Source organism: Stenotrophomonas sp. Steno-Z4 (assembly GCF_056393145.1).
This window is the reverse complement of record NZ_JBWJPC010000001.1, coordinates 238,318-262,389: the sequence shown is the minus strand read 5'-3', so window position 1 is coordinate 262,389 and position 24,072 is coordinate 238,318. Positions and strand designations below refer to the sequence as shown.

The following is a 24,072-nucleotide window of genomic DNA, read 5'->3' as shown; positions in this document are numbered from 1 at the left end:
ACTACATCCAAGGACTTCCATGCCTCTTGACATTGCCCACAAGTCGGGTCACCCCACCACCTTCATGCCGCTCAACACCGCGCTCAAGCAGCCGACGAATGGGGCGGTGCCACCGGAGGAGATGAGTCTCGCCACGCTGGCTGCGCTGGTCGAGGCTGTCACCTCCGCGACAACCGACGAGCAGCGCACCCGCGGAAAGAGCGGCGGCGCCTCGACGGTGCAGCTGCGAGCGCCCGCGATGGACGACCAGGCTGCCAAGCTGGTGCTGGCGGGGGTCATCATCACACTCCCCAACCTGTTGGCTGCACTGGCTACTGCCAGCGATCCGATCCAGTACGAGGCCGGTGCCGGGACCCGCGTCACCGAGGGTGTCGCCGTCCAGTCGCAGCCGCGTGCTGACGTCAATGGGCCGGCGGCAGTGATGTCACAGGTTACGGCGACCGGGGCCGATACCGACGTCGCAGACCGTTCGGCGCATGCAGGCGCCTTCATCAAGAGCAGCCCATTCAGCAATCTTCTGGCCCTGTTGCGGCAGTTGCTGCTCAGGTTCGAAAAACTGGACCGCGACAACAGCGCGCAGATGGTGGAGATACAACGACAGATCACCATCATTGCCGGGGAAAAGGGAGTCGAAAAGGCTAAAGAAAGCCTGGTAGGCGCCATCGGCGCGGCGGTGATGACCGGTGCAATCGGCGCCGCGGCGCTGAAGCAGACGTTCAAGTCCACGTCGATGCAGGTGCGTTCTGCTGATAAGAATGCGATGGACGGCAACAAGCTTGACGCCGTCGTAAAGTCGTCAAGTGGCGTCGCCAAGGGCAACACGACGCCAACCGCCGACATGCGCCCCTCCCGCGGTGTGGACGGCACGCCAGTGAAGGCTGGTCCTGGCGGCGATCGACCGAGTGCTGCCGTGCAGGCGGACGCCGATGCGCCGCCGGGAATGAAGCACATCGGTCGCGAGCAACCTGCGGCGGGTGGCGTAGACGAGCTCCATGCGGATCACCCGGAGGTGGGCGCGAGGTCCCAGATCCCCGCTGGCAACGCCATGTTGCTCAACATGATGGGGCCCGGTATCGGCAACGCGGTGGGCTCCGGCGTACAGATTGAAGCCGAGATGACCGAGGCCGAGCGCCAGCTGTTGCTGCAGGTGGCCGATGTCTTCCGGCGCATTGCGGATGAACAGCAGGACCAGTCGGCCCGCTCGCGCGAGATGCGCGACGCTGCAGCGCAGCTCTACGAGAGCCTGCTCAACCTCATCTCGTCCACTTCCGCCCATATCATTTCAAAGTCCTGAGAACCTTATGGAAATCATCAAGAGCACCGCCGCACGGGCGGCCATGTATCCCTTGCAGAACCCGCAGGGCGACATCAAGCAGAGCACCATCGAAGCGCCTGCGCTGGATCCGGAAACCCGCTCACGTCTTCTCCAGCTGGGACAAGCGGCGCGTAACGCGAGGACCGCCATGGCCCAACAGCACGCGCTGACCAGCGCGCTGGAAGCCGACGGCCTGGGGACGCTGGGGCCGGCGACAACCGAGGTGCTTGCTGACTCAGTTGCCATGGAGGACCTGAAGCGGAGGAAGCAGAAGGAGTCCGAGCTCGCCAGTGCGCTGCAGCAGACCCTGCAGACGTCAACGCGTCAGCAGACCGATCTGTTGCGCATCTTCTCCTTCCTCATGCCGCAGATTGTGGTGGAAGATGAGGGCAATGTGGGCCTGCCGGGCCTCGAGGCGCCGATGCAGAATCCGGCCGATATGGATATGAGCGGCCTGATCTGGAACTCGCATGCGGACTTCTTTGCACAGATCAGTGCACTGCTGGAGGTGCTGAAGACGGAATGGTTGAGCAAGTACCAGGACGCGCTCTCGAATTTTCTTGAGTTCTACAGAGAGCTTTCGGACATCATGGAGCAGATCAAGTTCGAGGCCAGTGGTGACAAAGGCGACGTAACCGCCGATTTCAGTGAGGTGAAGGCGGCGCTTGACGCGCTTCATAGCAAATACGGGTATGTCTCCGAGGCGCTTGCCTCGTTCTCCAGCTACGAGAGCGCTGACGCATTCAGAAAGTCTCTGGGGTTGCCAGGGCTTAGTATTATCAAAGGAAGCGACGGGACCTACAAGCTGTTGATGGATCTCGAACCTCTCAGAGGTCTATTGAATGACATGCCGGATGGAAAGGTGAAGTGGGATAGCGCCAGATACAACTCCTGGATATCGGCAAAAGACAGCAACCTCGAGCAGATCAAGCACGTCAGCAAAGTTCTGGGCGAGAAGCTCAATGAGATGACGCAGAAGTACGACAACATCGTGAAGATCCTGAGCTCGTCGATCGAAAAGATGTCCGAAGCCAACAACGCTTACGTCCACAACACCTGATCGTGGTCGGTTTTGCCGCGGATGTTTTTCCGTCGCGATCCGCTCACTTCTGCCGGCGCTGGTATCCAGCGCCGGCAATCTGGTTGGCGGCGGCTGAACGCGGCCGTGAAGTTCGCCAATGTTGTAAAGACCTTCGGCTCGCGCATCGGCAACATGTCCGAAGCACATGAGTTGCGTGCGCAATGCCTGATTGCGCACTCCCAGGAGAACAAGCATGCCATTAGAAGTTGCGCAGTCGACGCCGATTGCTCCCCCCCGGTCGGACCGCTTCGACCTTTCGAGCGCTGTAAAGAAAATTCCTCTTGACCGGGTCGTCAACGCTGACCTGCCTGCCCCCTGCCAGATGTCCAGAGTCACGGGCGTCCATCGTCAAAATGCCCACAGCCGTGCCGTCAGTGTCTGCTACAGAATCATGGATCGTGCGCGCGCTGGCCTTTCCGGTCGCGACCTGGTTGCGATGGACAGGACGCTCGATTTGCTGGGCCGGAAAACCACCGAACAATTCGGCAACCTTCTTCAGATGCATCTGACTGCAGCCGGCGCCCTGCACGCCGGTGTGTCGATGCGCCTTGCCGAAACGCCGGACGATGCGGCATTGATTCGATGCAGGCAGAAGCTGGAAGACTCGATCATCGCGATGGGTGTCAAGGCCGGTCGCTGCAAGACCGTTCCCGATGGCGGGTACCACGGCGACAGCCGCAGTGCGCAGCTGACCGATGCAATGGCCGTGGCAAAGAAGCGCATGCTGGAATGTGCCATGACGATACCGATGGCGGGGTTGCTGGAAGATGTTGCAGCCGCGATCCTGCCGGGCCCGTTGATGGACAGTATCAGGGAGCGCCAGGAGAACCCGCACCTGTTCGCCAAGGGCGAAGGCGGGGCCGACGTGATGCAGGTTCTGCAGAAAAAAATGTGCGACGACCTTGAGAAGATAATGCAGGCGCACGTTGACTCCGGTGGTGTCGAGCATCTCATGGTTGCGATTCTGGATCTGCTGAAGCTACCCGAATATGTGGTTGAGGGAGATCCGGGCCACGCGGGTACTCCCAAGACGCCGCGCGAGCGCTCTGAGCTGCCGCACGACCTTCAGAGGGTGATCCACGACAGAAGCGGTCACGGCGGCTGTACGAACATCAACCATTCGCCGACCAATATCGACTTCAGCGAGTTCGGCAAGGCACTTGAGCGGGCGCAGCTTCCGCTCCAGGAGCTTTTCAACCTGTTCGACCGTTCGCGGGCGGATGCGTACGAGTTGGGTCGGCTGACCGAAATCGTCCGCCATCAGGACCAGCGCATTGATAAGCAGGATCAGTACATCGACAAACTGGAACGGATGCTCAACGAGTCACAGCAGCGCTACGAGACCTTCGCCAATGGAGCGGGCGGCACGCGGGTGTCCCGAGGTACCCAGGCGCCACCTGATGTTCTCGATCAGGGGACGTCTACACCCGACCTGCCCCCCCAGAATGATCAAGTGGGTCTCAAGCAACCGGCGGGCCTTGCGCCAGACGAGCCGGCGCCTCCGCCTCCGCCTCGTGGCGTGAACGCCGGCAACGGCAGTGGTGTGGTGCGCGCGGATCAGGACACCCAGACTGAGCAGCGCAATCAGTTGGACAAGCGCAACCAGTTCGATCAGCGCAACGAGAATACCCTGAACTCGGAGAACGGCGAGGGCGCCCAGCATCTTCGCAGGAATGTGGATAGCCAGGGTAACCAGAAGGAAACCCGCACGCTGGGTAACCAGAGTAATCAGAACGAACAGGCCGATCGCCAAATCCGCAACGCATCGGGCAACCAGTTGTCGCCAGACGGTCGGTTGGACGATATTGCCCATCCCGACGCTCAGCAGCAGCGTGGCCGCCAGCTTCAGGGCCGGGATGAGACCGATCATTCCAACAGCCGACTGCAGCGGCAGCAGCGTCTGGGCGATACCCAGCAGCGTCTGGAGGGGCAGCGGGACGAGCAGAATCGCCGGCTGCAGGATCGCAATGATGGCAGCCGCTTGGGCAACGCCCATGCGCCGTTGGCAGCCGCCGGCCCGTACCAGGAATACAGGCACTACCTGAGCTTGCTGGGTGTGGACGTGGGGCCGCTGGAGCCTGATCAATCCGCACCGACGGGCGAGCGTTCGTACAAGCGGGATAGTCAGTGGGAAGCGGGTAGTGGCTCCAACCCTGTCGAGCAGGTTGAGCCCAGCGACGTGAAGAAGTACGTCAAGGAGCGCAGCGAAAATGCCGGCACGCCCTTCGTCCCGTTCATGAAAGGAAAGGTGGGCCCAGCCCCGGTGCAGCAGAAGACCGAGCTGCAGAAGGCGTTTGATGCCTTCTTCAAAAAGAGCCGTCTGATCTCGCCTGATTCGCGAAATGCTGCAGCTCCTTCGGTGCAGCAGAGCCAGAAGGGGAGCGCAGCACTTCACGCTCTCTCGCCGCAAGTAGAAGCGGTCAAGCCGCCTGCCCCGCGTATGTTCATGTCGCGACGGGAGGAAGAGCTGCTCGCACCCGCCTTGGTTCGCAGCGCAGTCGCGGAAGGTCGTCGGGCCGCTGACCTTCGGTCGCTGCAGGATTCGGCAGGTCCCGGTCGGGCACCCCAAGTTCCACTGATACCGAATGGCCCGCCGGCCGAAACGTCGCGCCCGGCACGGGCGTCCGGCATCCCTGCGCTGGCCCGGTCGGTCACCCTGCCGTCGGATAACTTCCGCAACAGTTTGCTTCGCGGCCGTTCGGATTCGGTGTTCAGCAACGCCAGCAGCACACTCAACCCGCTGACGCTTGAGGCGATCAGGGGCTCGAGGATGCCCGGAGCCACCATCTCGCGCCAGGATTCTTTCGACGACGCGTTGGAAGCAGAGCGGGATGATGAATCCATCATCGTCGCGGCCGACACAAAGTGGCGTATTTCCGATGGCGTTGATTCCGGTAATGGGTCGCCGACCGGCTTCGGCTCGCTTGACAGCGCGGATTGGGATCCGCAGACCCTTGATCGGGTTGCTGATCGCATCGCAGTAGACGAGAAGTCCATGTTCCTCGAAAACCGGGAGGCGGTCCGGCGTGACCTCGACCAGATGAACCTGCAGAAGCTGCAGAAGATCGCATCATGAGTGCCGGGTTGAGCCTGCAGGACCTCCGCAAACTGACGGCCGCCCATCTCGGGCGGCCGCTGGAAGAGATCGGCTCGCAGCAGCGGCTGGTGGAGGACCTGGACATTGATTCGCTGGAGATGCATGCGCTGCTGATCCAGATCGAGGAGGCCGGAGCCCCGTTGCCGGATGCCGAGGCCATGCGTGAGGTTGTCACGCTGGCTGACCTGTATCAGGCGATCGCCGGCCCGGACGCACTGGCGTGATCCGCTGGACGGTCGGGGTGGTGGTGGCACTGGCCGCCACCGCCCCGCCGGCCACTGCCAGCCAGGTATTCGCCACCCTGGATCGCAATGGCCAGCTACAGGTATCCGATGCCCCCCTCGTGGGGGCAAAGGCGTTTGATCCGCACCGGACCTACGTACCAGCGCCCGTTCCACGTGCGCCAAGCCAAGCCTCGCCTCCAAAGGCCGCATCGCGCTGGAGCCCGCTCATTGACCAGGTGGCCGCCGAGCACGGCATGGACGCACGGCTGCTGCATGCCATCGTGACGGTGGAGTCCGCATACGACCCCCAGGCTCGATCCCACGCAGGAGCGCTCGGCCTGATGCAGGTAATTCCCGCCACGGGCAAACGCTTCGGCGCCAATGACCTGCTCGATCCTCTGCAGAACCTGCGCGCAGGCACCGCTTACCTTGCTTGGCTGAAGCGGCGCTTCGGCGGTGACCTGACCCTCATGCTTGCTGCGTACAACGCAGGCGAGGGCGCGGTGCAACGCCATGGAAACCGCGTGCCCCCCTTCAACGAAACCCGGCAGTACGTGCGCAAGGTGACCGCGCTGTACCACGGCAGGTTGAACTGAGCGCACGGGATACTGCTGCGCGACGATGGGTACCACGCATTGCGATTGCAGTCTGCGATAGGCGGCACTGCAAGAAAGTGCAGTGCGTGGACATTGAAATTTGTTTCATGGAGGGGGTTCGGGGGAGCTGTCAGTCTGCGCGTCGTCGCCGCAATGCCTTGTGCACCGGCACTTCCGATCCCGCATTTCCCGGACTCCAATGCTCCCCGCGCACAAGTTGAAACTGCTTTCCGGCCAGCTCGATGGCGTGGAATTCACCCTCTCTCCCGGTGACACCGTCTTCCACGTCGGCCCGCCCCGCACCCTGCAGCAGGGCCAGCTGGGCGCCACCCTCGCCAATGCGGACAACGTGTTCTACATCCCCGGCGATCTGGTGCCGGCCTCGTTCCGCTTCCACCTGGGCGACGACAGCATCACGCTGGAAGTGCGCGCTGAAGGCGCCGACGTCTGGAGCCCGCAGGACCTGCCACTGAATTCGGTGGTGCACGTGGCAGGCCTTGCGCTCGCCGTGCGTGCCGAGACCGATACGTGGTCGGCGGCCGTGTTGGACCACCGCGTGCCGGTGCTGGTCGACGAAGGGACGCCCTACACCCCGGTAATGCGCCCGACGCGCGGTGCCGGCGCCCGCCGCTGGATTGCCGTCGCCGCACTGGTGATGGTGGTGGGCGCCGGTGGCTGGTGGCTCTACGACCGCCAGCGGCCGGCCACCCAGGTCCGCACGTTGGAGGCGGTACTGGCGAAATCCCCCTACAACTACACCGTGGTGCATGACGCCGACGGGCGCCTGTATGCCTTCAGCGACAGTGCCGAGGCCGTGGCCTGGGGCCAGCGTGCCAGCCAGCGTGCCGGGCGCCTGCAGGACCAGTATCGCGAGCGCCACGTGGAGGCTGCGCGCATCGGTGCCGTGCTCGACAGTGCCAGCGTGCCTTACGCGGTGATCCGCCTGCGCAGCCCGCAGCGCCCGGAAGTGGTGATCACCGCACTGGGCTTGAACGATGCCGAGCGCCAGCGCCAGGTGCAGGCCCTGCTCGTACCGCAGATGCCGTACGCGGCCAGCATCGACGTGCGCCTGGTAGGCGATGGCCAGCTGGTGGCCATCGCACGTGACGAGCTGCGCGCACGTGGCATTACTACCCGCGCCGGCAGCCACGCCGGCCGGGCCAGCATTTCGAACGATGTGTTCCTCGATGACGCATCGCTGCACGCCATGGCGCAGTACCGCGACGACTTCGTGCAGCAGTGGGGCGAGCGCCGCGTGCGCATCAGCATCCGTTTGTGGGACGACCTGCTCAAGGGGCGTTCCTACCAGTATTCCCAGGACCAGCTGCTCTCTGTCGGCGAAGGTCGCTGGGATTTTTCTACGGCAGGTAGCCGTTGACCTTTCTTTTGGAGTGAATGTTATGACTACACTGAACGTGGGCACCAAGCCCGCCACGCCGGACGATGATTTTGACGGCGATATTCAAGGTCCCTCGTGGGGCTGGTTGGGCGATCACAGTGACAAATTCGACGCGGGTGTGGCCGGCCTGAAGAAGGCACTGGACAAGGCGTTCCTGGCACTTGCCGGCGACGGTAGCGATGAAAACCCCGGCGACCCGACCAACCCGGCGAAGCTGGCCGATTACCAGACCGCCCTGTCCGGCTACACCACCTACCGCACCCTGCAGTCGAATTCGGCCAAGAGCCTGTCGGACATGCAGAAGCAGAACGCCCGTAACCTGGGTTGATCGACCTCCGGCCCCGACGGCGGTGCCGCCGGGGCCAGCAGCCCATGCAGAATTCCCCGCAGGAGATACACCCGTGCAAGTTACCCAGATCGCCACCGCGATCGAGGCGGGCGGGAGTGCCGACGGCGCTGCCGTACCGCTCTCCGACCGCATGCGCAACGCCCTGGCCACCGGCTATGTGGATGCCGGCCACGACCTGGCCGCGATCCAGGCCGCGAGCAACAACCCCGCCACGGCGTCGAGCCCGGCCGCGCTGTTCGAGCTGCAGCTCAACCTGGCCGATTACACCAAGCGCATGATCGTCGCCGCCGGCCTGGCCAACCACGCCAACAAGACGGTGGAGACGCTGCTCAAGTCATGAACATGCCGCCTTTTGCAGTGGCCGTGCGCCGCCTGAGCCGGTGGCGTGTGGTGCTGCCCCTGCTTGCACTGGTGGTGCTGGTTGGCTGCGCGCGCAAGCCACTGCTGGAAAACCTGGACGAGCGCCAGGCCAATGAAGTGATTGCCGTGCTGCTCCGCCATAACATCGATGCCGAAAAGCTCAACCTGGGCAAGGGCGGCTACCAGGTTCAGGTGGGTCCGCGCGATCTGCCCGAAGCCATTGAGCTGATGCAACGCAACGACCTGCCATCGGCGCCGCGCAGCCAGGTGTCGGCGGCGTTCCCGGCCGATTCTCTTGTCAGTACGCCGCTCGGTGAGCGTGCGCGGCTGATTTCGGCGGTGGAACAGCGGCTGGAAGAGTCACTGCAGCTGATCGATGGCGTGCAGTCCAGTCGCGTGCATCTGAACTACGATGCCAACCTGGGCACCGAAGGTCGACGTGCTGAACGCCGGCGCATGCACGTGGCCGCCGTAGTGGCACATGAGCCCGGTGTCGATGCGGAAGTGCTGTTGCAGACCGTGAAGCGCTTCCTGCGCAACACCTTTGATGGCGTGGAGTACGACAACGTCTCGGTCATCCTTACCGAGGTCGAGGGGCCGCGGACGCTCGCCGTGACGTCCGGCAACGAACGCAGCCTGCCGCTGGCCTGGATGCTGCTCTGCGGTGGCCTGGCCCTGCTGTTGCTGCTGGGCGGGTGGGTGCTGGTGCGTCTGGTGCCGGCGGTCGGCAACCGCCTGCGCACGGCATGGCAGCGGGTCAGCGCGCGTGGCACCGGCACTGGCACTGGCGCAACCGGCTGGAGGCGCTGGCGTGGCGCATGATGCCATGCACATCGCTTATGCCCCGGCTGCGTACTACCGGCCGTGGCGGGCGGTGTACGCCGACGCCTCCCTGGATCAGCAGCGCTGGCTCAACACCACGTTGATCCGCCAGCGTCGCCTGCCCATGCCGGCAACGCTGGCGGCTCCCGCGGATGTGCTGACGCGGCGGTTGATGGGCCTGTGGCCCAGGCTGCCGGAGGTGGCCACGCTCATGGCGGCCGCGCGGCTGCGTGACTGGCTGGCGTCGCAGCGTGGCTGTACAGCATTGCCGGCCACCGTGCAGGCGTTCATGCGGGCCGATCATGCGAGGCAACCGGGGGGCTGCGTGCAGGCGCCCGTACCGGCGGATCTCTCCAGGGTGCTGCTGGTCTGGGGCGGCGTCGAGCTGCAGCCGTTGGCACCGCTGCTGCCCGCCTGGCTCTCCGCGCGGCTCTCCCTTCCATTTGCGCCGATGGCGGGCGACACCCTACGCCCGCTGCCACGCGAACGTATCGACCTGGACCTTTTCTGGACGGCGGTGACCTATGTTGAAAAGCTTTCCTGAGCACGTGCTGGCGCATGCGCAGGGCGGGGTGATCGCGCCCAGCGCGCTGGGTCAGGCCGCACGGGCCGACCAGCTCGAATCCGCCGCGCGGCGTCGCGCCTCCGCTGTGTTGGGGGCGTTGCCCGAGCAGGTGGACGCCGCCATCGCACAGGCGCGCGTTGATGGATTCGGCCAGGGCTACGCCGACGCCATTGCCGAGGCGGTGCCGTTGCTGGCGGCCGCGTTGGGCGATGTACAGACCACGCGTCAAGCGGTACTCGGCCAGGTGCGTGAGGTGATCTCCGCAAGTCTTGCCGCCGAAGGCGTGGACGCGGCCTTGGTGGTACGTCGCTGCGAGCAGTTGCTGGGTACGGCCGAGGCGGGTCTGGTGCTGTACGTGCCTGGGCAGATGCCTGCACTGGGCGAAACCGTGTTGGCGCAGCTGGCGACGAAGGCCGACGCTCCGCCTGTGCAGGTAGTAGCGTCCCGGTCGGCGTTGCCGATGCTCAAAGCCGGTCCGTTGTTGTTTGAACTGGACCCGGTAGGCGCCATCGCCGCCGCCGTGGAAGCCAGCGTGGATGCCAATGCACTGGAAGCGGCCGCGCGCCAGCGTGCCGGTGCCTATGTGAGCGGGATCGACGCCCGCCTCAAGCGGTTGCCCTTACCCCTGACCCCGATTGGAGTGGATTGATGATGCTTGAAAAACTGGGGGCGATGGCGCCCCTCAACACCGCTACGGTGGAGGGCCAGAAGCAGACGCTGATGCAGCGCATGCAGGCCGCGGTGGACGATCCGTCCATCAACCCACCCGAGGCTGGCATCAACCCGCCGGAGCCCGGTCACGACATCAAGCCGATTGCGCCGGACATCGCGGAGGTGACCCGGGAAATGGCCCGGAAGTGGTGGTGCACCGAGTTCATGCAGGCCATGATCTTCGGCGACGAAGAGAAACTCGGCCCGAAGCCGGACGAGTACTGAGGAAAGAAGCGGGCCGCATGACGCGGCCCGCTTCTTTTGGAGCTCAGCCGCCCGGTGCGGTCTGGCCCGCCGGCGTTGCGGTCCAGCGATCGATCTTCGCCTCCAGGATATCCAGCGGCATCGAGCCATCGCGCAGCACCTCGGCATGGAACCGGCGCGGATTGAACGCCGCACCCTGCGCTGCCTTGGCCTTGTCGCGCAGCTCCATCATCTTCAGCTCGCCCAGACCATTGGCCAGAGTCTGGCCGGGCAGGGCCATGAAGCGCTCCACCTCGGCGGTGGCATCTTCCACCGGCATGTCGGCGGTCTTGACCAGATAGTCCACCGCCTGCTTCTTGCTCCATCCCTGCGCGTGCACGCCGGTGTCGGCCACCATGCGCGCACTGCGGGTCAACGCACCCTGCAGGTAGGCGATCTTTGCGTAGGGATCCTGATAGACCCCCAGTTCGTCACCCAGCGATTCGGCATACAGGCCCCAGCCTTCCACGAAGGCCACGTCGCCGCCGAGGCGGCGGAAGCGCGGCAGCTTGTCCAGTTCCTGCTGCAGCCCCAGCTGCACGTGGTGGCCGGGAATGCCTTCGTGCAGGAACTGCGCCGGCGCCGACCAGGTGCGGCGGCTGGGCAGGGCATTGGTGTTCACGTACAGCACGGCCGGGCGCATGCCGTCGGGAAGCGGCGGCTGGTAGCTCACGGCGGCGGCGCTGGCAGCACGGTCGGCTTCCACCGGGCGGATTTCCAACGGTGCCTTGGGCAGCGTATCCAGCAACGAAGGCAGGCGCGCGCCCACCTGCTGCTGCAGCTGCTTGTAGCGCATCACCAGTGCATCGGGGGTGGCGTACTGGAAGTTCTTGTCAGTACGCATGCTGCGCAGCAGCTTCTGCTGCGAGCCGCGGATGCGGTTTTCCTTCATCACCGCCGCAATCTGCTCCTGCAGGCTGGCCACGCGCTGCTCGCCCAGCGCGTGGATCTGCTGCGGGGTAAGCGTGCTGGCGGTGCTCTGCACGATGTTCTGGGTATACCACGCCATGCCATTGGGCAGCGCGGACAGCCCATCGGTTTTCCGGGTGGCCGGCAGGTATTCGGTGGCGATGAAGCCTCGCAGCGCGCGGTAGGCAGGCATCAGCCGGTACTCGATCATGCGCTTGTAGTCGGCGGTGATGCGCGTCTTGTCTGCTTCAGGGAAATCGTCGGGCATGTTGCGCACCGGCGCCCAGAAGATGCTTTCCTCAGCCGTGGGCTTGATCACCGCGTCAAGCTGCGGCAGCACCTTCTCCATCAGGTCGCGAGGTTGCACCACGCCGGCACGCATGCCCTCGCGCATGTTGGCGATGGCCTGGTCGAACAGCGGCGGAATGCCCAACGAACGCTTGGACCAGGTGTCGTAGTCCTGCACGGTGTTGAACGGCTGCGCACCCGAGCCGGAACCCAGGATGGCCATGATGCTGCCGAGGTTGTAGTACTGGCTCACCGGCAGCATCCAGCCCGGGTACTTCTCGGCCGCCAGCGACATGCGCGCATCGCGCACGAAGATCTGGTAGCTCAGCAGGTCCTGGCCGGTGAGGCCGTCCGGACCGATCTTCTCGACCTTGCCCAGCCATTGTTCGGTGAAGTCATGCGACTGCTGGCGATAAGCCGCCGAAAGGATGTTGGGCAGCTGGTCGTTGTGGCGGGCATCGCCCTGGAAGGTGGCCTGCAGCGGGTTGAGCCGCATCGAGGCGTCCCAGTACTCATCGTAGATGCGCTCGAGCTGGGCGGCCTTGGTCTGCTGGCGCACCAGCGGTTGCCGCGCGGGCGCGGCGGCGGGGCGGGCGCGGGGTTTGGCCTTGGGCTTGGCCTGGCGCGTCTGTGCGGCGGCGGGCCGGTTGGCCTTCTTCTTGGCGGCTTCGGCCGGGGCAGCGGCAGTGAAGACCAGCAGTGAGGCAATCACGAGCGCCAGGGCACGGGCGGGGTGGGGCATCGAATGCTTCCGTAAATCCTATACAGACCCGGGAGCTTGCCTGATTCAGCCGGACACAACCACCTCAGCGCCCCGCTCAGGATGCCGGCGTACAGCGTAGAGACACGCCACGCGCGTCCCACGCAGCGCGGGCCGAAGCCCGAATACCCCTATTCAGCGCTCCCCAGCCCGCGTAAACGGCACGGTTTCAGGCGCCACAGCCCCACCGGAGATGATGAAGCTCATCGCCTGGTCCACTGTCCAGTCGGTCGGGGTCAGCAGCTCCACCGGCACGATTTCCAGATACCCGGAGGTCGGGTTGGGGGTGGTCGGCACATACACGGCCGCCAGCTCGCGGCCGGTGCCCTGTTCACGGATCACCCGGGTGACCAGGCCCACCGCCTTCATGTCCCGGTGCGGGAAGTCGATCAGCACCACGCGCTGGGTAGTGCCCGGCTCGGTCTGCAGCATGTCCAGCAGTTTCTTGGCGCTTTCATAGATGATGCTGGCCAGCGGAATGCGCTTGATCACCGCACCGAACCAGCGCAGCAGGCGCTGGCCAATCACGCGCCGGCTGAGCACGCCCACGCTCAGGATGACCAGCAGCGTGGCCAGCAGCCCGAACACGTTCTGCATCCACTCGACCTTGACCCAGCCCAGGTAATGCGGGAACGAGGCGGCGATCTGCGCCGACAGCGGCACCACCACCGGGCTGCTGATGCCCGAGAGCAACACGAACACGAACTTGATGACCACCCAGGTCAACCAGATCGGCAGCAGGGTGAGCAGGCCGGTCAGGAACAGGCGCTGCAGGGAGGGGCGCGGTACGAGGTGGGGGGCTTCAGGCGACATCGGCGCATTGTAGCGGGGCGCGGGCCCGGTTTACGCGGCCAGCCACCGCAGAATGCGTCCCGTCGGGGAATGCTGTGTTGACTGCGGTGAAATGGACTGGATCACGATTGCCGCTCTACCGGCCGCACGTCAAACGCGCGCCTGTGGCTTCAACCGGATGTACACCTGCTTGCGCACCCGCGCCACGACTTCACCCTGCGCATCGACAATGTCATTGCTGAACCAGTGCAGATACTTCTCACCACCGGCGGTAGCTGCCCGCAACTGATCCAGCTGCGCCTCATCCAGCCGGAACTCGGCGGTAACCGTCCCACGGCCAGGCTTGAGGAACTCGATCTCACCCGCCCGATCCCACACGTAGTAATCGCGCCCCAGGTTCTGCATGACGGTCAACATCCAGAACGGATCGGTCATGGCAAACAGGCTGCCGCCAAAGTGCGTCCCCACATAGTTCTTGTTCCACGGCCGCATCCGCAGCTCCACCCGGACAAACCGGTAGTCGGGCGTGACCTGCGAAACATGGATGCCGGCAAACAGAAACGGCGGCCACAGATTGAGTCCATGGCGGAACAGGCTGGCCTTCATAGCGGGGTAAAGGGGGCAGGGGAGGTGTCGAGAGCTTACCATCCGCAACCGTATGGTGCGCAATCCGCTTTCCCGCCCTGCCTCACCGCCGGCCGATCGGCCAATCCGCCAAACAGCCGAGTGGCCGGATGGCCGGATGGCCGGATGGCCGAGCCGCCGGTAGCGTCGCATCCCAATCGACCGCCGACCAAGGTGATTACCCGGATGAGGCATGACCGACGACGAAGCGCGAGCTGCTTCTAGGCGCTGAGACCTTCAGTTGATGTAGCACTGAATGTCATCCGCTGCTCGCCTGCATGTGAACCGCGCGGCCCCGTAAATGGGCAACTGGCCATGGACAGGAATTTTCGCCCATGTTGCCCGCTCGATGAACGCTTCGGTCCAGGGGCTGTCCTCAGCTCGATAGTCGAAGATGGTGTCGCCCTCTGACGGTGCGAAGTCCAGCCTCCTTTCCTGAATCGGATTATGGGAGTAGCCCTGGGGAAGAGAACTGTAGAGATAGCTCCAACGACGAGCATCATGATCGAAGTAGTAGTACGAGAGGCTTCTGTTGTTACCTCTGAAGTTCATGGCGGCCACGATAGGGCGATCGCCGTTCACCGCGTAGTGGAACTTGAGGAGTCTTCCCCCACTCTTGGACGTGTCGAGGAACGAGAGTTCGCTGTGCTCGGAGAGGTAGCGACGGACCGACTCTCTGGCCTGTGCGTGATGCGGGTTGAGGGCTGTGAGGTCTTGGCCCCAAAGGTAACGATACCTCCGCCCATGCTCAGTATTGGGGGCGAAAAGGGCGACGTCATAATTGAGATGCCGCATCTCCCCATCATGGGGATCGTAAAGAGACATCATTCCCAGGAACTGCGTCTGTAGCCAGCCCTCCGCCACGAAAGGCTGCGCCTTGAGCGCGCCGTCCCGCAGATCAACGTCGTACCCCACAATCGTCAGCTTCTGCGCGTCATACACATAGTGCCTACCGACCCCCTGCGCCAGCGCCACATCCTCCATCTCATCCGGCGTGCAGTAGTAGCACTTGTACGCAATCGGATCTTCCTCGTTGGCGACCGCCTGCATCGGCATCGCCGCCAGCAACAACCACAGCATCTTCTTCATGGTCCAGCTCCTTGCCAACCCGCACGCGCGGGGTAGGCGAAGTGGAGCAGCTGGGGTGATGGCGGGGTATAGGAATTCAACGAACGCGCGTGTCGTGAAATCACTTCGGCAACGCAGTGCCGGAATGAGTGTGACGAAGCGCATGCTTGAATGGCTGATCGCGTCTGGAACGGTAGAGCCACGCCCTGCGTGGCTGTGCGGTGCCGGAACGTAGAGCAGCCACGCAGGGCGCGGCTCTATGCGTTTTCGCCCATGCCCGATTCGCCGGTGGCGTAGCCGTCGCGGCCTGCGGCCTTGGCGCGGTACAGCGCTGCGTCGGCGCCTTCGAAGTAATGGCGCGGCTCGCTGCCGGCATCGGGGGTGTGGGTGTAGAGGCCCACGCTGAGGGTGATCTGCGCGTGCGGCTGCGGTCCGGGCGACAGATGCATGCCGCGTACCGCGGCGATCAGGTCTTCGACGACCTGGACCGCGCCTTCCGACGTGGTATCGGGCAACACCAGTGCGAACTCGTCACCGCCAAAGCGCGCGGCCATGTCGCGCGGGCGCCGCGCATGCGCGCGGATCTCGTTGGCGATCCGGCGCAGCACCGCATCGCCGGCATGATGCCCATGCAGGTCGTTGTGCTGCTTGAAGTGGTCCACATCGATCAGCACCAGGGTCAGCGGGCGACCACTGCGGCGGCCAGCATCATGCTCCTGCTGCAGGGTCTGTTCGAAACGCACGCGGTTGCCCAGCCCGGTCAGGCCATCGCTGTTGGCCTGCCGGCGCCACGCGGCGATCCGCCACAGCACCCACGCGCAGATCACCGCCAGCATGCAGGTCAGCGCTGCAGCGGGCGCGAACCACAGGTGGCCGGCACGCAGCAGCACGAAGCTGGACAGCAGCGCCAGCGGCAGGGCCAGCAGGGCGCTGGCCACCGCGCGCGGCAGGGTCAGGCCCAGCGCACACAACGCCACCAGCAGCCCGCTCAAGGCTGCCTGCCATGAGGGCGCCAATACGCTGATCACGTTCCCGGAAAGCAGCATCGACGCCACGTTGGCCTGGTATTCGGTGCCGCTCATCCAGCGCTCGCGGGTGGTCGGGGTAAGCAGGCGCGGGGTGATGCCGCTGGCGGTCATGCCCACCAGCACCAGACGGTCGTGCAGTAGTTCCGGCGCGACATCGCCGTTCAGCACATCCGCGTACGACACCTGCGGGAAGCGATCGGGCGGGCCGGCGAAGCGCACGCGCACGTAGTGGTTGCGGTGCCATTGGTAGGGCGCGTCATGGGGTGGGCGGGTATCGATCAGCCCGGGCAGCGGTCCGCGCGTGTTGGCCAACGCCAGGCCCAGCGCAGGCCAGTGCGGTGAGCCGATGCCTGCGGTGAGGTACAGCCCGCGGGTAACGCCATCGGCCTCAACCTCCACATCGCTGTGGCCCAGCATCGAGGCGTTGGCGGCGATCAACGGGATCGGCAGCAGTTCCTCGGCCATGCGCGGCCCGCTCGACGGCGCGGCCAGCACCGGCAGCACCACATGCCCATTGCGGCGGATCGCCGCCGCCAGTTCGGCATCCTGCGCGCTGTCCTGGCGGTCCGGTTCGGACAGCAGCAGGTCCAGCACCACGCGCTGGCTGTCGGCTGCGGTCAGGCGGTCCAGCAGCCGCGCATGGGTCGAACGCGGCCACGGCCACTGGCCGAGCTGCTGCAGGCTGCTGTCGTCGATGGCCACCACCAGCAGGCGCGGATCGGGCGTGTATTCCCAGGACCCGACGTAGGTGTCGTAGATCGCTTCATCCTGCTTCCAGAACCACTGCCCGTGGCTCGCTGCCGCCGCCAGCACGCCCACCAGCACCGCGAGCACGATGCGCCGGGGCCAGGAGAGCGTGAGCGGCCTCACAGCAGCAGGAGCAGCAGCAGCGCGCCGGCACCGGCGCCATAGCAGGTACGACAGGGCAGCGCGACCTGCTGCGCCGGCGAGAACGGGCCGGCGTAGCCGTCGTCATCGATCGTCTGCACGCGCACGTGCAGGGTGCCGTGCCATGGCCGCTTGAGCGTGACCTCGGGTTGGTCCACCTGCTGGTCGAGCAGCGGCTGGGTGAAGTCGCCACGCTTGTCCAACTGCACGCGGTAGCGCTGGCCGGGTTCGCCTGCCTGCCAGCGCAGGGTGAGCTGGCCCTTGGCTGCCTGCGGCGGCTGCAGGCCGGGGTCCACTGGCGCGTCACTGATGCCCAGCGCCACCGGCTGGCCGAAGCGGCCGCGGTGTCCTTTGCCGTCGCGCGAGGCCACTCGCCAGAAATAGTCGCCGGGGGGCAGGTCTTCGGCAGCACGCACGCGGGTGCCGCGTCCTTCCTGCTCCAATACCGGCTGCAGGAACTGCGGCTCGGTGGCAACCTGCAGCACGGTGCCGGCGGCGCCTTCCACCTGGCTCCACTCGAAGCGCGGGCGCGGGCTGGCCATCGTTTCGCCATTGACCGGGCGCACCGTGAGCGGCGGCGCCGGCTGGTCGCGCACTTCGAAATCGGCCTGCGCATCCAGGCCTTCCACGCCATCGGCACTGACCGCACGCACCAGCAGCCGCAGAAGTCCGGGCGGCAGGTCGGGCACGGTCATGGTGGTGTCGGCGGTGTCCCTGGCGAACACGAGGATCTCCGGCTGATCGGCGCGCACTACTTCTACCCGGTACTGGGTGGCCTGCGCTACTGGTTCCCACGCAAGTCGGGCCGGTAGTGGGTCCAGGCGCAGTCCAGTGCGGGCCAGGACAGGGGCGGGCAGCAGCGCCTCGGGCATGTCGGGACGGGCATCCAGCGCCCGGTTGCGGGTGGCCTGGCCGTGGGTAACCCGTCGCTCGCCGCGCCGGTTGCCGACCTGCACGCGGCCTTCCAGCACCTCGGTGGCGGCCATCCGGCCCTGACCGCCGGCACTGACCCGGAACTGCGTGCCACGCACGCTGCTGGTCGCGGTGGGGGCATCGATGATGTAGCGCGAGGCCGGGCCCTTGGCGGGGGTGACCCGGTTGCTGCTGCGGCCCTGCTCCAGGCGCAGGCGGGTGTCCACCATGCCGGTGTTGCCGTAACGGCTGAGCTGGTCCAGGCGCAGGTGCGAGTGCTCGCGCAGCTGCAGGCGCGATTCGTCGGCGAAGGCGAGGGTCACGCTGGCATCTGCCCCGGTGATCAGGTGCGTGCCGATGCCCAGCTGTTCGCCCTCCACCACAGGGCGCAATGCACCGCTGTCGCCCAGCCGGGCCTGCACGGCGCCGCGCACGGCCAGCACCCGGGCGGGCGCAGGCTGCACGCGCAGCCAGGCGATGGGAAACCGGAGCGGAGTGCCCGGGGGCAGCCGGTAAGGGTCAGCGACGCGGTTGTGCGCCTGCAGGTGTGCCCAAGGCACATCCGGCTTGAGGTAACGCCCGCCCAGGTCCCACAGGGTGTCGCCGGGGCGGACCCGGTAAGTCCAGTCCTGGGCCAGCAAGGGACTGGCGGACAGCAGCAGCGCCAGCAGCGTCAGCAGGCGGATCGAACGGGCGCGCAGGCGCGGGAAGCGGGTCGAACTCACGGTCATCTGTGCCCCTGGAGGCGGGGCCGAGCCGTAGGGCCCCCATGGCCAGACCGCATCCCCCCGAATGGATCGCGGTCGAAAGTTAGACCGCGATCACATTATTGACCGCTGCCGGTGCAGGGATTCTGAACGGCGGGCGCGCTCAGAACACCAGCGCGGCCATCGAACGGCGGTAGCGACCGACCAGCGCGGCGTCGTCGATGACCTTGAAGGCATCGATCAGCAGTTTGCGCGGCAGGTTGTCACTGTAGCTGCCGTCTTTCCGCAACATGGCCAGGAACTGCTCAAGCGCGGCCTCGTCTTCACCGCCCAGCAGCTGCTGCACCCCGCGCAGGTGGCGGGCCTGCAGGTCGCCGCCATCGGCCGCGATGCGCGCGTCCAGCTGCTCTGGTGCCGGGGCGTCCTGCAGGGCCTTGGCGAAATCCAGGCGGGCGCGGGCGCGCACGGCGCGGTCGTCGGTGGACAGGTTGGCCGGCAGGGCATCGATCAACGCGCTGGCCTCGGCGGTGGCGCCGGTCTGCAGCAGGGCCAAGGCCAGGTCGAGCTTGAGCTCCTCCTTGTCCGGCTCGGCGGCGATGCCGGCGCGCAGCACGTCCACCCGGGCCTGCGGGTCCAGCGGTGCGGGCTCATCAGCCGCAGCTTCCGGGGCGTCGGCGGGGCTGATGCCGTGCTGGGCAAGAAACTCGCGCAGCTGGCCTTCGGGGATCGCACCGGGGAACCCATCCACCAGCTGGCCGCCCTTGACCAGGAACACGGTGGGCACCGAGCGGATCTGGAAGGCGGCGGCAATCTGCTGCTCCTTGTCCACGTCGACCTTGGCCAGCTCGAACGCGCCGTTGTACTCGCCGGCCAGCTTTTCCAGCATCGGGCCCAAGGTCTTGCAGGGCTCGCACCAGGTGGCCCAGAAATCGACCAGTACCGGGGTCTGCAGCGACTTCTGCAGCACCTGTGCTTCGAAGGTTTCGGTGGTGGCGTCAAAGACGTGGGGCAGTTCGCTCATGGTCGGAAGATCAACGATAAAGATGTATGCAGTGTATGGTGCCGGCGATATCGAGAAGCAACCCCAATCGGTCGGCGTTGCCCCATAGGCGATGGCGCCACGCTGGCGGAGAATGGCCGCATGAAGACACTGCAACGTTTCGATCCCCTGCTGGGCGCCTTGGCTGCGGTGCTGTTCCTGGCCTCGGTGCTGGGCTTTGGCGCGCTACTGCCGGGCTACCTGCCACTGGGTCACCCGGTGGCGCTGCTGGGTGCGACCGGGGTGCCGCACGCGGTGGCCTTCGACCTGCTTGGGTTCGTGCTGCCCGGGCTGCTGGCCGCGGTGGTGGCCCTGCGCCTGCTGGCGCGGGTGCCGGTCACCGCGCCGTGGACGATGCGGGTGGGCGGGCAGATGCTGGTGCTGTCCGGGCTGGCCTTCGCCGCGATGGGCGTGCTGCCGTTGGATCCTACCGACATCCAGAGCCCGGCCAGCCAGTTCCACGCCAGCGCGTGGATGGTCTGGGTGCTGGCGTTCGTGCCGGGCGCACTGATGGCCGGCTTCGGGGCGCGGCGCCTGCCGGGCTGGGGGCGGCTGGCGGCACTGCACGTGTCTGCGGGGCTGGCCGTACTGGTGGGTGCCTTCGTGCTGCAGGCGGTCATTCCGGCGCCGGTGGCGCAGCGCGTCGCCTTCGTTGCGTGGGCGGTGTGGCTGGCGGCGGCGCTGCCAGTGGCCAGCAAGGTCCGCCACGACTGAACTGGCGGATTCGGCCGCAATCCACGCGGGTGCGCGCGCGGGATGACCGTTGTAGATAATCCGGAAATGGGTAATTCCTTGATTTATCAACGGGATGCCATTCCAGTCCCGTATCCGTAGCGTCGATGATTGGAGCCCTTTGCCGCACTGCGGTACGCTGTGCCGCTTTGCCGCCGCAACTGTGTTTTCCATGACCAGCGTCGAACCCAACGTATACGATCCGCAGCAGGTTGAATCCGCCGCCCAGAAGTTCTGGGACGCCACGCGCGCCTTCGAGGTGAACGAGGCCTCGGACAAGCCGAAGTACTACTGCCTTTCGATGCTGCCGTACCCGTCGGGCGCGCTGCACATGGGCCATGTGCGCAACTACACCATTGGCGATGTGATCAGCCGCTACAAGCGGATGACCGGGCACAACGTGCTGCAGCCGATGGGGTGGGATGCCTTCGGCCTGCCGGCCGAGAACGCGGCGATCAAGAACAAGACCGCGCCGGCCAAGTGGACCTACGCCAACATCGAACACATGCGTGGGCAGTTCAAGTCGATGGGCTACGCGATCGACTGGTCGCGCGAGTTCGCCACCTGCACGCCCGAATACTACGTGCACGAACAGCGCATGTTTACCCGGCTGATGCGCAAGGGCCTGGCGTACCGCCGCAACGCGGTGGTGAACTGGGACCCGGTCGACCAGACCGTGCTGGCCAATGAGCAGGTCATCGACGGCCGTGGCTGGCGCTCCGGCGCGCTGGTGGAGAAGCGCGAGATTCCGCAGTGGTTCCTGCGCATCACCGATTACGCCCAGGAACTGCTGGACGGCCTGGATGAACTGCCGGGCTGGCCGGAATCGGTCAAGACCATGCAGCGCAACTGGATCGGCCGCTCCGAAGGGCTGGAGATCCAGTTCGACGTGCGCGATGCCGATGGCAGCGCGCTGGATTCGGTGCGCGTGTTCACCACCCGCCCGGACACGGTGATGGGCGTGACCTTCGTGTCGATCGCAGGCGAGCATCCGCTGGCCCTGCATGCGGCGAAGTCGAACCCGGCGCTGGCCGCGCTGCTGGCCGAGATGAAGCAGGGCGGCGTGTCCGAGGCTGAACTGGAAACCCAGGAAAAGCGCGGCATGGACACCGGCCTGCGCGCGGTGCACCCGGTCACCGGCGCCCAAGTGCCGGTGTGGGTGGCCAACTTCGTGCTGATGGGCTACGGCACCGGTGCGGTGATGGCCGTTCCCGGGCACGACCAGCGCGACTTCGAATTCGCCAACAAGTACGACCTGCCGATCCGCCAGGTCATCGCGCTGAAGTCGCCGCGCAAGGACGAAACCGCCTACGACCCGCGCAACTGGCAGGACTGGTACGGCGACAAGACCCGCGAGACCGAGCTGGTCAATTCCGACGAATTTGATGGCCTGGATTTCCAGGGCGCCTTCGAGGCGCTGGCTGAACGCTTCGAGCGCAAGGCCCAGGGCCAGCGCCGGGTGAACTACCGCCTGCGCGACTGGGGCGTGAGCCGCCAGCGTTACTGGGGTTGCCCGATTCCGGTGATCTACTGCCCCAAGTGCGGCGCGTTGCCGGTGCCGGAAGAGCAGCTGCCGGTGGTACTGCCGGAAGACGTCAACTTCGTCGGCACCGGTTCGCCGATCAAGGCTGATCCGGAATGGCGCAAGACCACCTGCCCCGATTGCGGTGGCGCGGCCGAGCGCGAGACCGATACCTTCGATACCTTCATGGAGTCGAGCTGGTACTACGCCCGCTACACCTCCCCGGGTGCCCGTGACGCGGTGGACAAGCGCGGCAACTACTGGCTGCCGGTGGACCAGTACATCGGCGGCATCGAACACGCGATCCTGCACCTGATGTACTTCCGTTTCTTCCACAAGCTGCTGCGCGATGCGCGCATGGTGGACAGCAACGAACCGGCACAGAACCTGCTGTGCCAGGGCATGGTCATCGCCGATACGTACTTCCGCCAGAACCCGGACGGGTCCAAGGACTGGATCAACCCGGCCGACGTGGACGTGCGGCGCGACGAGCGTGGCCGCGTCACCGGGGCGGTGCTGATCGCCGATGGCCAGCCGGTGGAGATCGGCGGCACCGAGAAGATGTCCAAGTCCAAGAACAATGGTGTGGACCCGCAGGCCATGGTGAGCCGCTACGGCGCCGACACCGTGCGCCTGTTCTCGATGTTCGCCGCACCGCCGGAACAGTCGCTGGAGTGGAACGAAGCGGGCGTGGACGGCATGGCGCGCTTCCTGCGCCGGCTGTGGACGCAGGTGCAGAAGCATGCCGACGAGGGGGTTGCCCCGGCGCTGGACCTGGCGGCGCTGACCGCCGAACAGAAGGCGCTGCGCCGCAAGACCCACGAAACCATCGGCAAGGTCGGCGACGACTACGGCCGCCGCCACAGCTTCAACACCGCCATCGCCGCGGTGATGGAGCTGATGAACGCGCTGGCCAGGTTCGATGACAGCTCCGACCAGGGCCGTGCGGTCCGCCAGGAAGCGCTGCAGGCCACCGTGCTGCTGCTCAACCCGATCACCCCGCATGCCAGCCATGCGTTGTGGCAGCTGCTGGGCCATGGCGAAACGCTGCTGGAAGACCAGCCGTTCCCGCAGGCCGATGCCGGCGCGCTGGTGCGTGATGCGGTGACCCTGGCCGTGCAGGTCAATGGCAAGCTGCGTGGCACCATCGAGGTGGCTGCCGATGCCGCGCGCGACCAGATCGAGGCACTGGGCCTGGCCGAGCCGAATGCGGCGAAGTTCCTGGACGGGCTGACCGTGCGCAAGATCATCATCGTGCCGGGCAAGATCGTGAACATCGTGGCGGGGTAAGCCCCGCTCTACGTGCTTCGTTCACGCAGGGTCGGGCATCGTATCGGCATCCAATTTTCTGTTGCCGGCTTCGCCCGGCTCCTCCAGACTGTGAACATGACCCGATTCCTGCTTGCCCTTGTTCTTACCGCTACCCTCGCCGGCTGTGGCTTCCACCTGCGCAACAAGCTGATGCTGCCGGCCGATACGGCGGCGGTGAAGGTGGTCTCCACGGCGCCCTACAGCGAACTGGCCAAGCTGCTCCGGCGTGGCCTGCAGGCATCGGGCGCGACGCTTGCCGACGCCGACAGCAAGGAACCGGCCGCGCAGCTGCAGGTGCTGTCCGAGCGGTGGGGCGACCTGCCCATCGCGATCGATGCCCAGGGCCGCGCACAGGAGTTCAGCCTGCGCTACGCGGTGATCTTCGTGTTCCGTCGCGAAGACGGCAGCGACCTGGTCCCGCAGCAGGTCATCGAGCTGTCGCGCGACTACGTCTCGCCGCCGACCGATTCCACCGGTACCACCACCGAACGCGAGATCCTGGCCGACGAACTGCGCCGTGAGATGTCGGCGTCGATCATGCGCCGCATCGACAGCGTGGTGCGTGCCGAGCTGGAGCGCGGGCGGCTCAACCCGCCGGCCAAGCCGACCGCCGATCCGGCAGCGGCGCCTGCCGGCGTGCCGTCGACCGCGCCGTCGACCGCGCCTCCGGCCGCAGTGCCGGCCGTCAAGCCGCCGCAGGGCGGCTGACCGGCCCGCCCGGCGGACCGGC

Annotated in this window: 22 protein-coding genes; 15 read left to right on the top strand and 7 right to left on the bottom strand. The window is 65.9% G+C overall.

Features of this window, described 5'->3' with window-relative positions; all coding sequences use genetic code 11:
• Positions 1 to 19: 19 nt before the first annotated feature.
• The 12 genes from AC06E7_RS01225 to AC06E7_RS01170 all read left to right on the top strand — a co-directional run bounded on the left by AC06E7_RS01225 (position 20) and on the right by AC06E7_RS01170 (position 10,744).
• On the top strand, positions 20 to 1,294 hold the full coding sequence (locus AC06E7_RS01225) for a hypothetical protein (RefSeq protein ID WP_478062582.1): 1,275 nt from the start codon (positions 20 to 22) through the stop codon (positions 1,292 to 1,294).
• A gap of 7 nt (positions 1,295 to 1,301) precedes the next feature.
• Complete coding sequence (locus tag AC06E7_RS01220; protein WP_478062580.1) at positions 1,302 to 2,375, top strand: IpaD/SipD/SspD family type III secretion system needle tip protein; 1,074 nt, start codon at positions 1,302 to 1,304, stop codon at positions 2,373 to 2,375.
• A gap of 214 nt (positions 2,376 to 2,589) precedes the next feature.
• A complete protein-coding gene (locus tag AC06E7_RS01215; protein ID WP_478062579.1) occupies positions 2,590 to 5,472 on the top strand; it encodes a hypothetical protein in 2,883 nt (960 codons plus the stop codon).
• Positions 5,469 to 5,717: an acyl carrier protein gene (locus AC06E7_RS01210; RefSeq protein WP_093533437.1), complete on the top strand. Its 249-nt coding sequence runs from the start codon at positions 5,469 to 5,471 to the stop codon at positions 5,715 to 5,717. The genes AC06E7_RS01215 and AC06E7_RS01210 overlap by 4 nt, the downstream gene beginning before the upstream one ends.
• A complete protein-coding gene (locus AC06E7_RS01205; RefSeq protein ID WP_478062578.1) occupies positions 5,714 to 6,313 on the top strand; it encodes a lytic transglycosylase domain-containing protein in 600 nt (199 codons plus the stop codon). The genes AC06E7_RS01210 and AC06E7_RS01205 overlap by 4 nt, the downstream gene beginning before the upstream one ends.
• A gap of 217 nt (positions 6,314 to 6,530) precedes the next feature.
• A complete protein-coding gene (locus AC06E7_RS01200) occupies positions 6,531 to 7,691 on the top strand; it encodes a PrgH/EprH family type III secretion apparatus protein (RefSeq protein ID WP_478062577.1) in 1,161 nt (386 codons plus the stop codon).
• A 22-nt stretch (positions 7,692 to 7,713) separates the two neighbouring features.
• On the top strand, positions 7,714 to 8,040 hold the full coding sequence (locus AC06E7_RS01195; protein ID WP_478062575.1) for an EscF/YscF/HrpA family type III secretion system needle major subunit: 327 nt from the start codon (positions 7,714 to 7,716) through the stop codon (positions 8,038 to 8,040).
• Between the two features lie 73 nt (positions 8,041 to 8,113).
• A complete protein-coding gene (gene sctI, locus AC06E7_RS01190; RefSeq protein ID WP_184126466.1) occupies positions 8,114 to 8,401 on the top strand; it encodes a type III secretion system inner rod subunit SctI in 288 nt (95 codons plus the stop codon).
• Positions 8,398 to 9,243 (top strand): type III secretion system inner membrane ring lipoprotein SctJ, encoded by an 846-nt coding sequence (gene sctJ, locus AC06E7_RS01185; RefSeq protein WP_093533433.1) that lies wholly within the window; start codon positions 8,398 to 8,400, stop codon positions 9,241 to 9,243. Before sctI ends, sctJ begins: the two co-directional genes overlap by 4 nt.
• The gene (locus AC06E7_RS01180) at positions 9,233 to 9,787 is read left to right on the top strand and encodes a hypothetical protein (RefSeq protein ID WP_478062573.1); all 555 of its coding nucleotides are present in this window, start codon (positions 9,233 to 9,235) and stop codon (positions 9,785 to 9,787) included. Before sctJ ends, AC06E7_RS01180 begins: the two co-directional genes overlap by 11 nt.
• Positions 9,771 to 10,457, top strand: coding sequence for a hypothetical protein (locus AC06E7_RS01175; RefSeq protein ID WP_478062571.1), 687 nt, complete (start codon positions 9,771 to 9,773; stop codon positions 10,455 to 10,457). Before AC06E7_RS01180 ends, AC06E7_RS01175 begins: the two co-directional genes overlap by 17 nt.
• Positions 10,457 to 10,744, top strand: coding sequence for a hypothetical protein (locus AC06E7_RS01170; RefSeq protein ID WP_478062570.1), 288 nt, complete (start codon positions 10,457 to 10,459; stop codon positions 10,742 to 10,744). The genes AC06E7_RS01175 and AC06E7_RS01170 overlap by 1 nt, the downstream gene beginning before the upstream one ends.
• Positions 10,745 to 10,787: 43 nt before the next feature.
• On the opposite strand, the gene AC06E7_RS01165 is transcribed toward AC06E7_RS01170, so the two are convergent.
• The 7 genes from AC06E7_RS01165 to trxA all read right to left on the bottom strand — a co-directional run bounded on the left by AC06E7_RS01165 (position 10,788) and on the right by trxA (position 19,759).
• Positions 10,788 to 12,701, bottom strand: a complete 1,914-nt coding sequence (locus AC06E7_RS01165) for a DUF885 domain-containing protein (RefSeq protein WP_478062568.1) — start codon at positions 12,699 to 12,701, stop codon at positions 10,788 to 10,790.
• Between the two features lie 153 nt (positions 12,702 to 12,854).
• Positions 12,855 to 13,532 carry a DUF502 domain-containing protein gene (locus tag AC06E7_RS01160; RefSeq protein ID WP_068853557.1) on the bottom strand — a complete coding sequence of 226 codons (678 nt, stop codon included), beginning with the start codon at positions 13,530 to 13,532 and terminating at the stop codon, positions 12,855 to 12,857.
• A gap of 129 nt (positions 13,533 to 13,661) precedes the next feature.
• Positions 13,662 to 14,117 (bottom strand): DUF4442 domain-containing protein, encoded by a 456-nt coding sequence (locus AC06E7_RS01155; protein ID WP_478062567.1) that lies wholly within the window; start codon positions 14,115 to 14,117, stop codon positions 13,662 to 13,664.
• A gap of 255 nt (positions 14,118 to 14,372) precedes the next feature.
• The gene (locus AC06E7_RS01150; RefSeq protein WP_478062565.1) at positions 14,373 to 15,224 is read right to left on the bottom strand and encodes a hypothetical protein; all 852 of its coding nucleotides are present in this window, start codon (positions 15,222 to 15,224) and stop codon (positions 14,373 to 14,375) included.
• Positions 15,225 to 15,460: 236 nt separating this feature from the next.
• A complete protein-coding gene (locus tag AC06E7_RS01145; protein WP_478062563.1) occupies positions 15,461 to 17,101 on the bottom strand; it encodes a CHASE2 domain-containing protein in 1,641 nt (546 codons plus the stop codon).
• Positions 17,098 to 18,762, bottom strand: coding sequence for a FecR family protein (locus tag AC06E7_RS01140; RefSeq protein WP_478062561.1), 1,665 nt, complete (start codon positions 18,760 to 18,762; stop codon positions 17,098 to 17,100). Before AC06E7_RS01140 ends, AC06E7_RS01145 begins: the two co-directional genes overlap by 4 nt.
• Before the next feature lie 139 nt (positions 18,763 to 18,901).
• A complete protein-coding gene (gene trxA, locus AC06E7_RS01135; protein ID WP_478062559.1) occupies positions 18,902 to 19,759 on the bottom strand; it encodes a thioredoxin in 858 nt (285 codons plus the stop codon).
• Positions 19,760 to 19,879: 120 nt separating this feature from the next.
• On the opposite strand from trxA, the gene AC06E7_RS01130 reads away from it, so the two are divergent.
• From AC06E7_RS01130 to AC06E7_RS01120, 3 genes are all read left to right on the top strand, one after another.
• Complete coding sequence (locus AC06E7_RS01130) at positions 19,880 to 20,491, top strand: DUF998 domain-containing protein (protein WP_184126476.1); 612 nt, start codon at positions 19,880 to 19,882, stop codon at positions 20,489 to 20,491.
• 190 nt (positions 20,492 to 20,681) lie between these two features.
• Entirely contained in the window at positions 20,682 to 23,321 is a 2,640-nt protein-coding gene (leuS, locus tag AC06E7_RS01125) for a leucine--tRNA ligase (protein ID WP_217537117.1), read from the top strand.
• A gap of 96 nt (positions 23,322 to 23,417) precedes the next feature.
• A complete protein-coding gene (locus AC06E7_RS01120; protein ID WP_478062557.1) occupies positions 23,418 to 24,050 on the top strand; it encodes an LPS-assembly lipoprotein LptE in 633 nt (210 codons plus the stop codon).
• Positions 24,051 to 24,072: the final 22 nt, after the last annotated feature.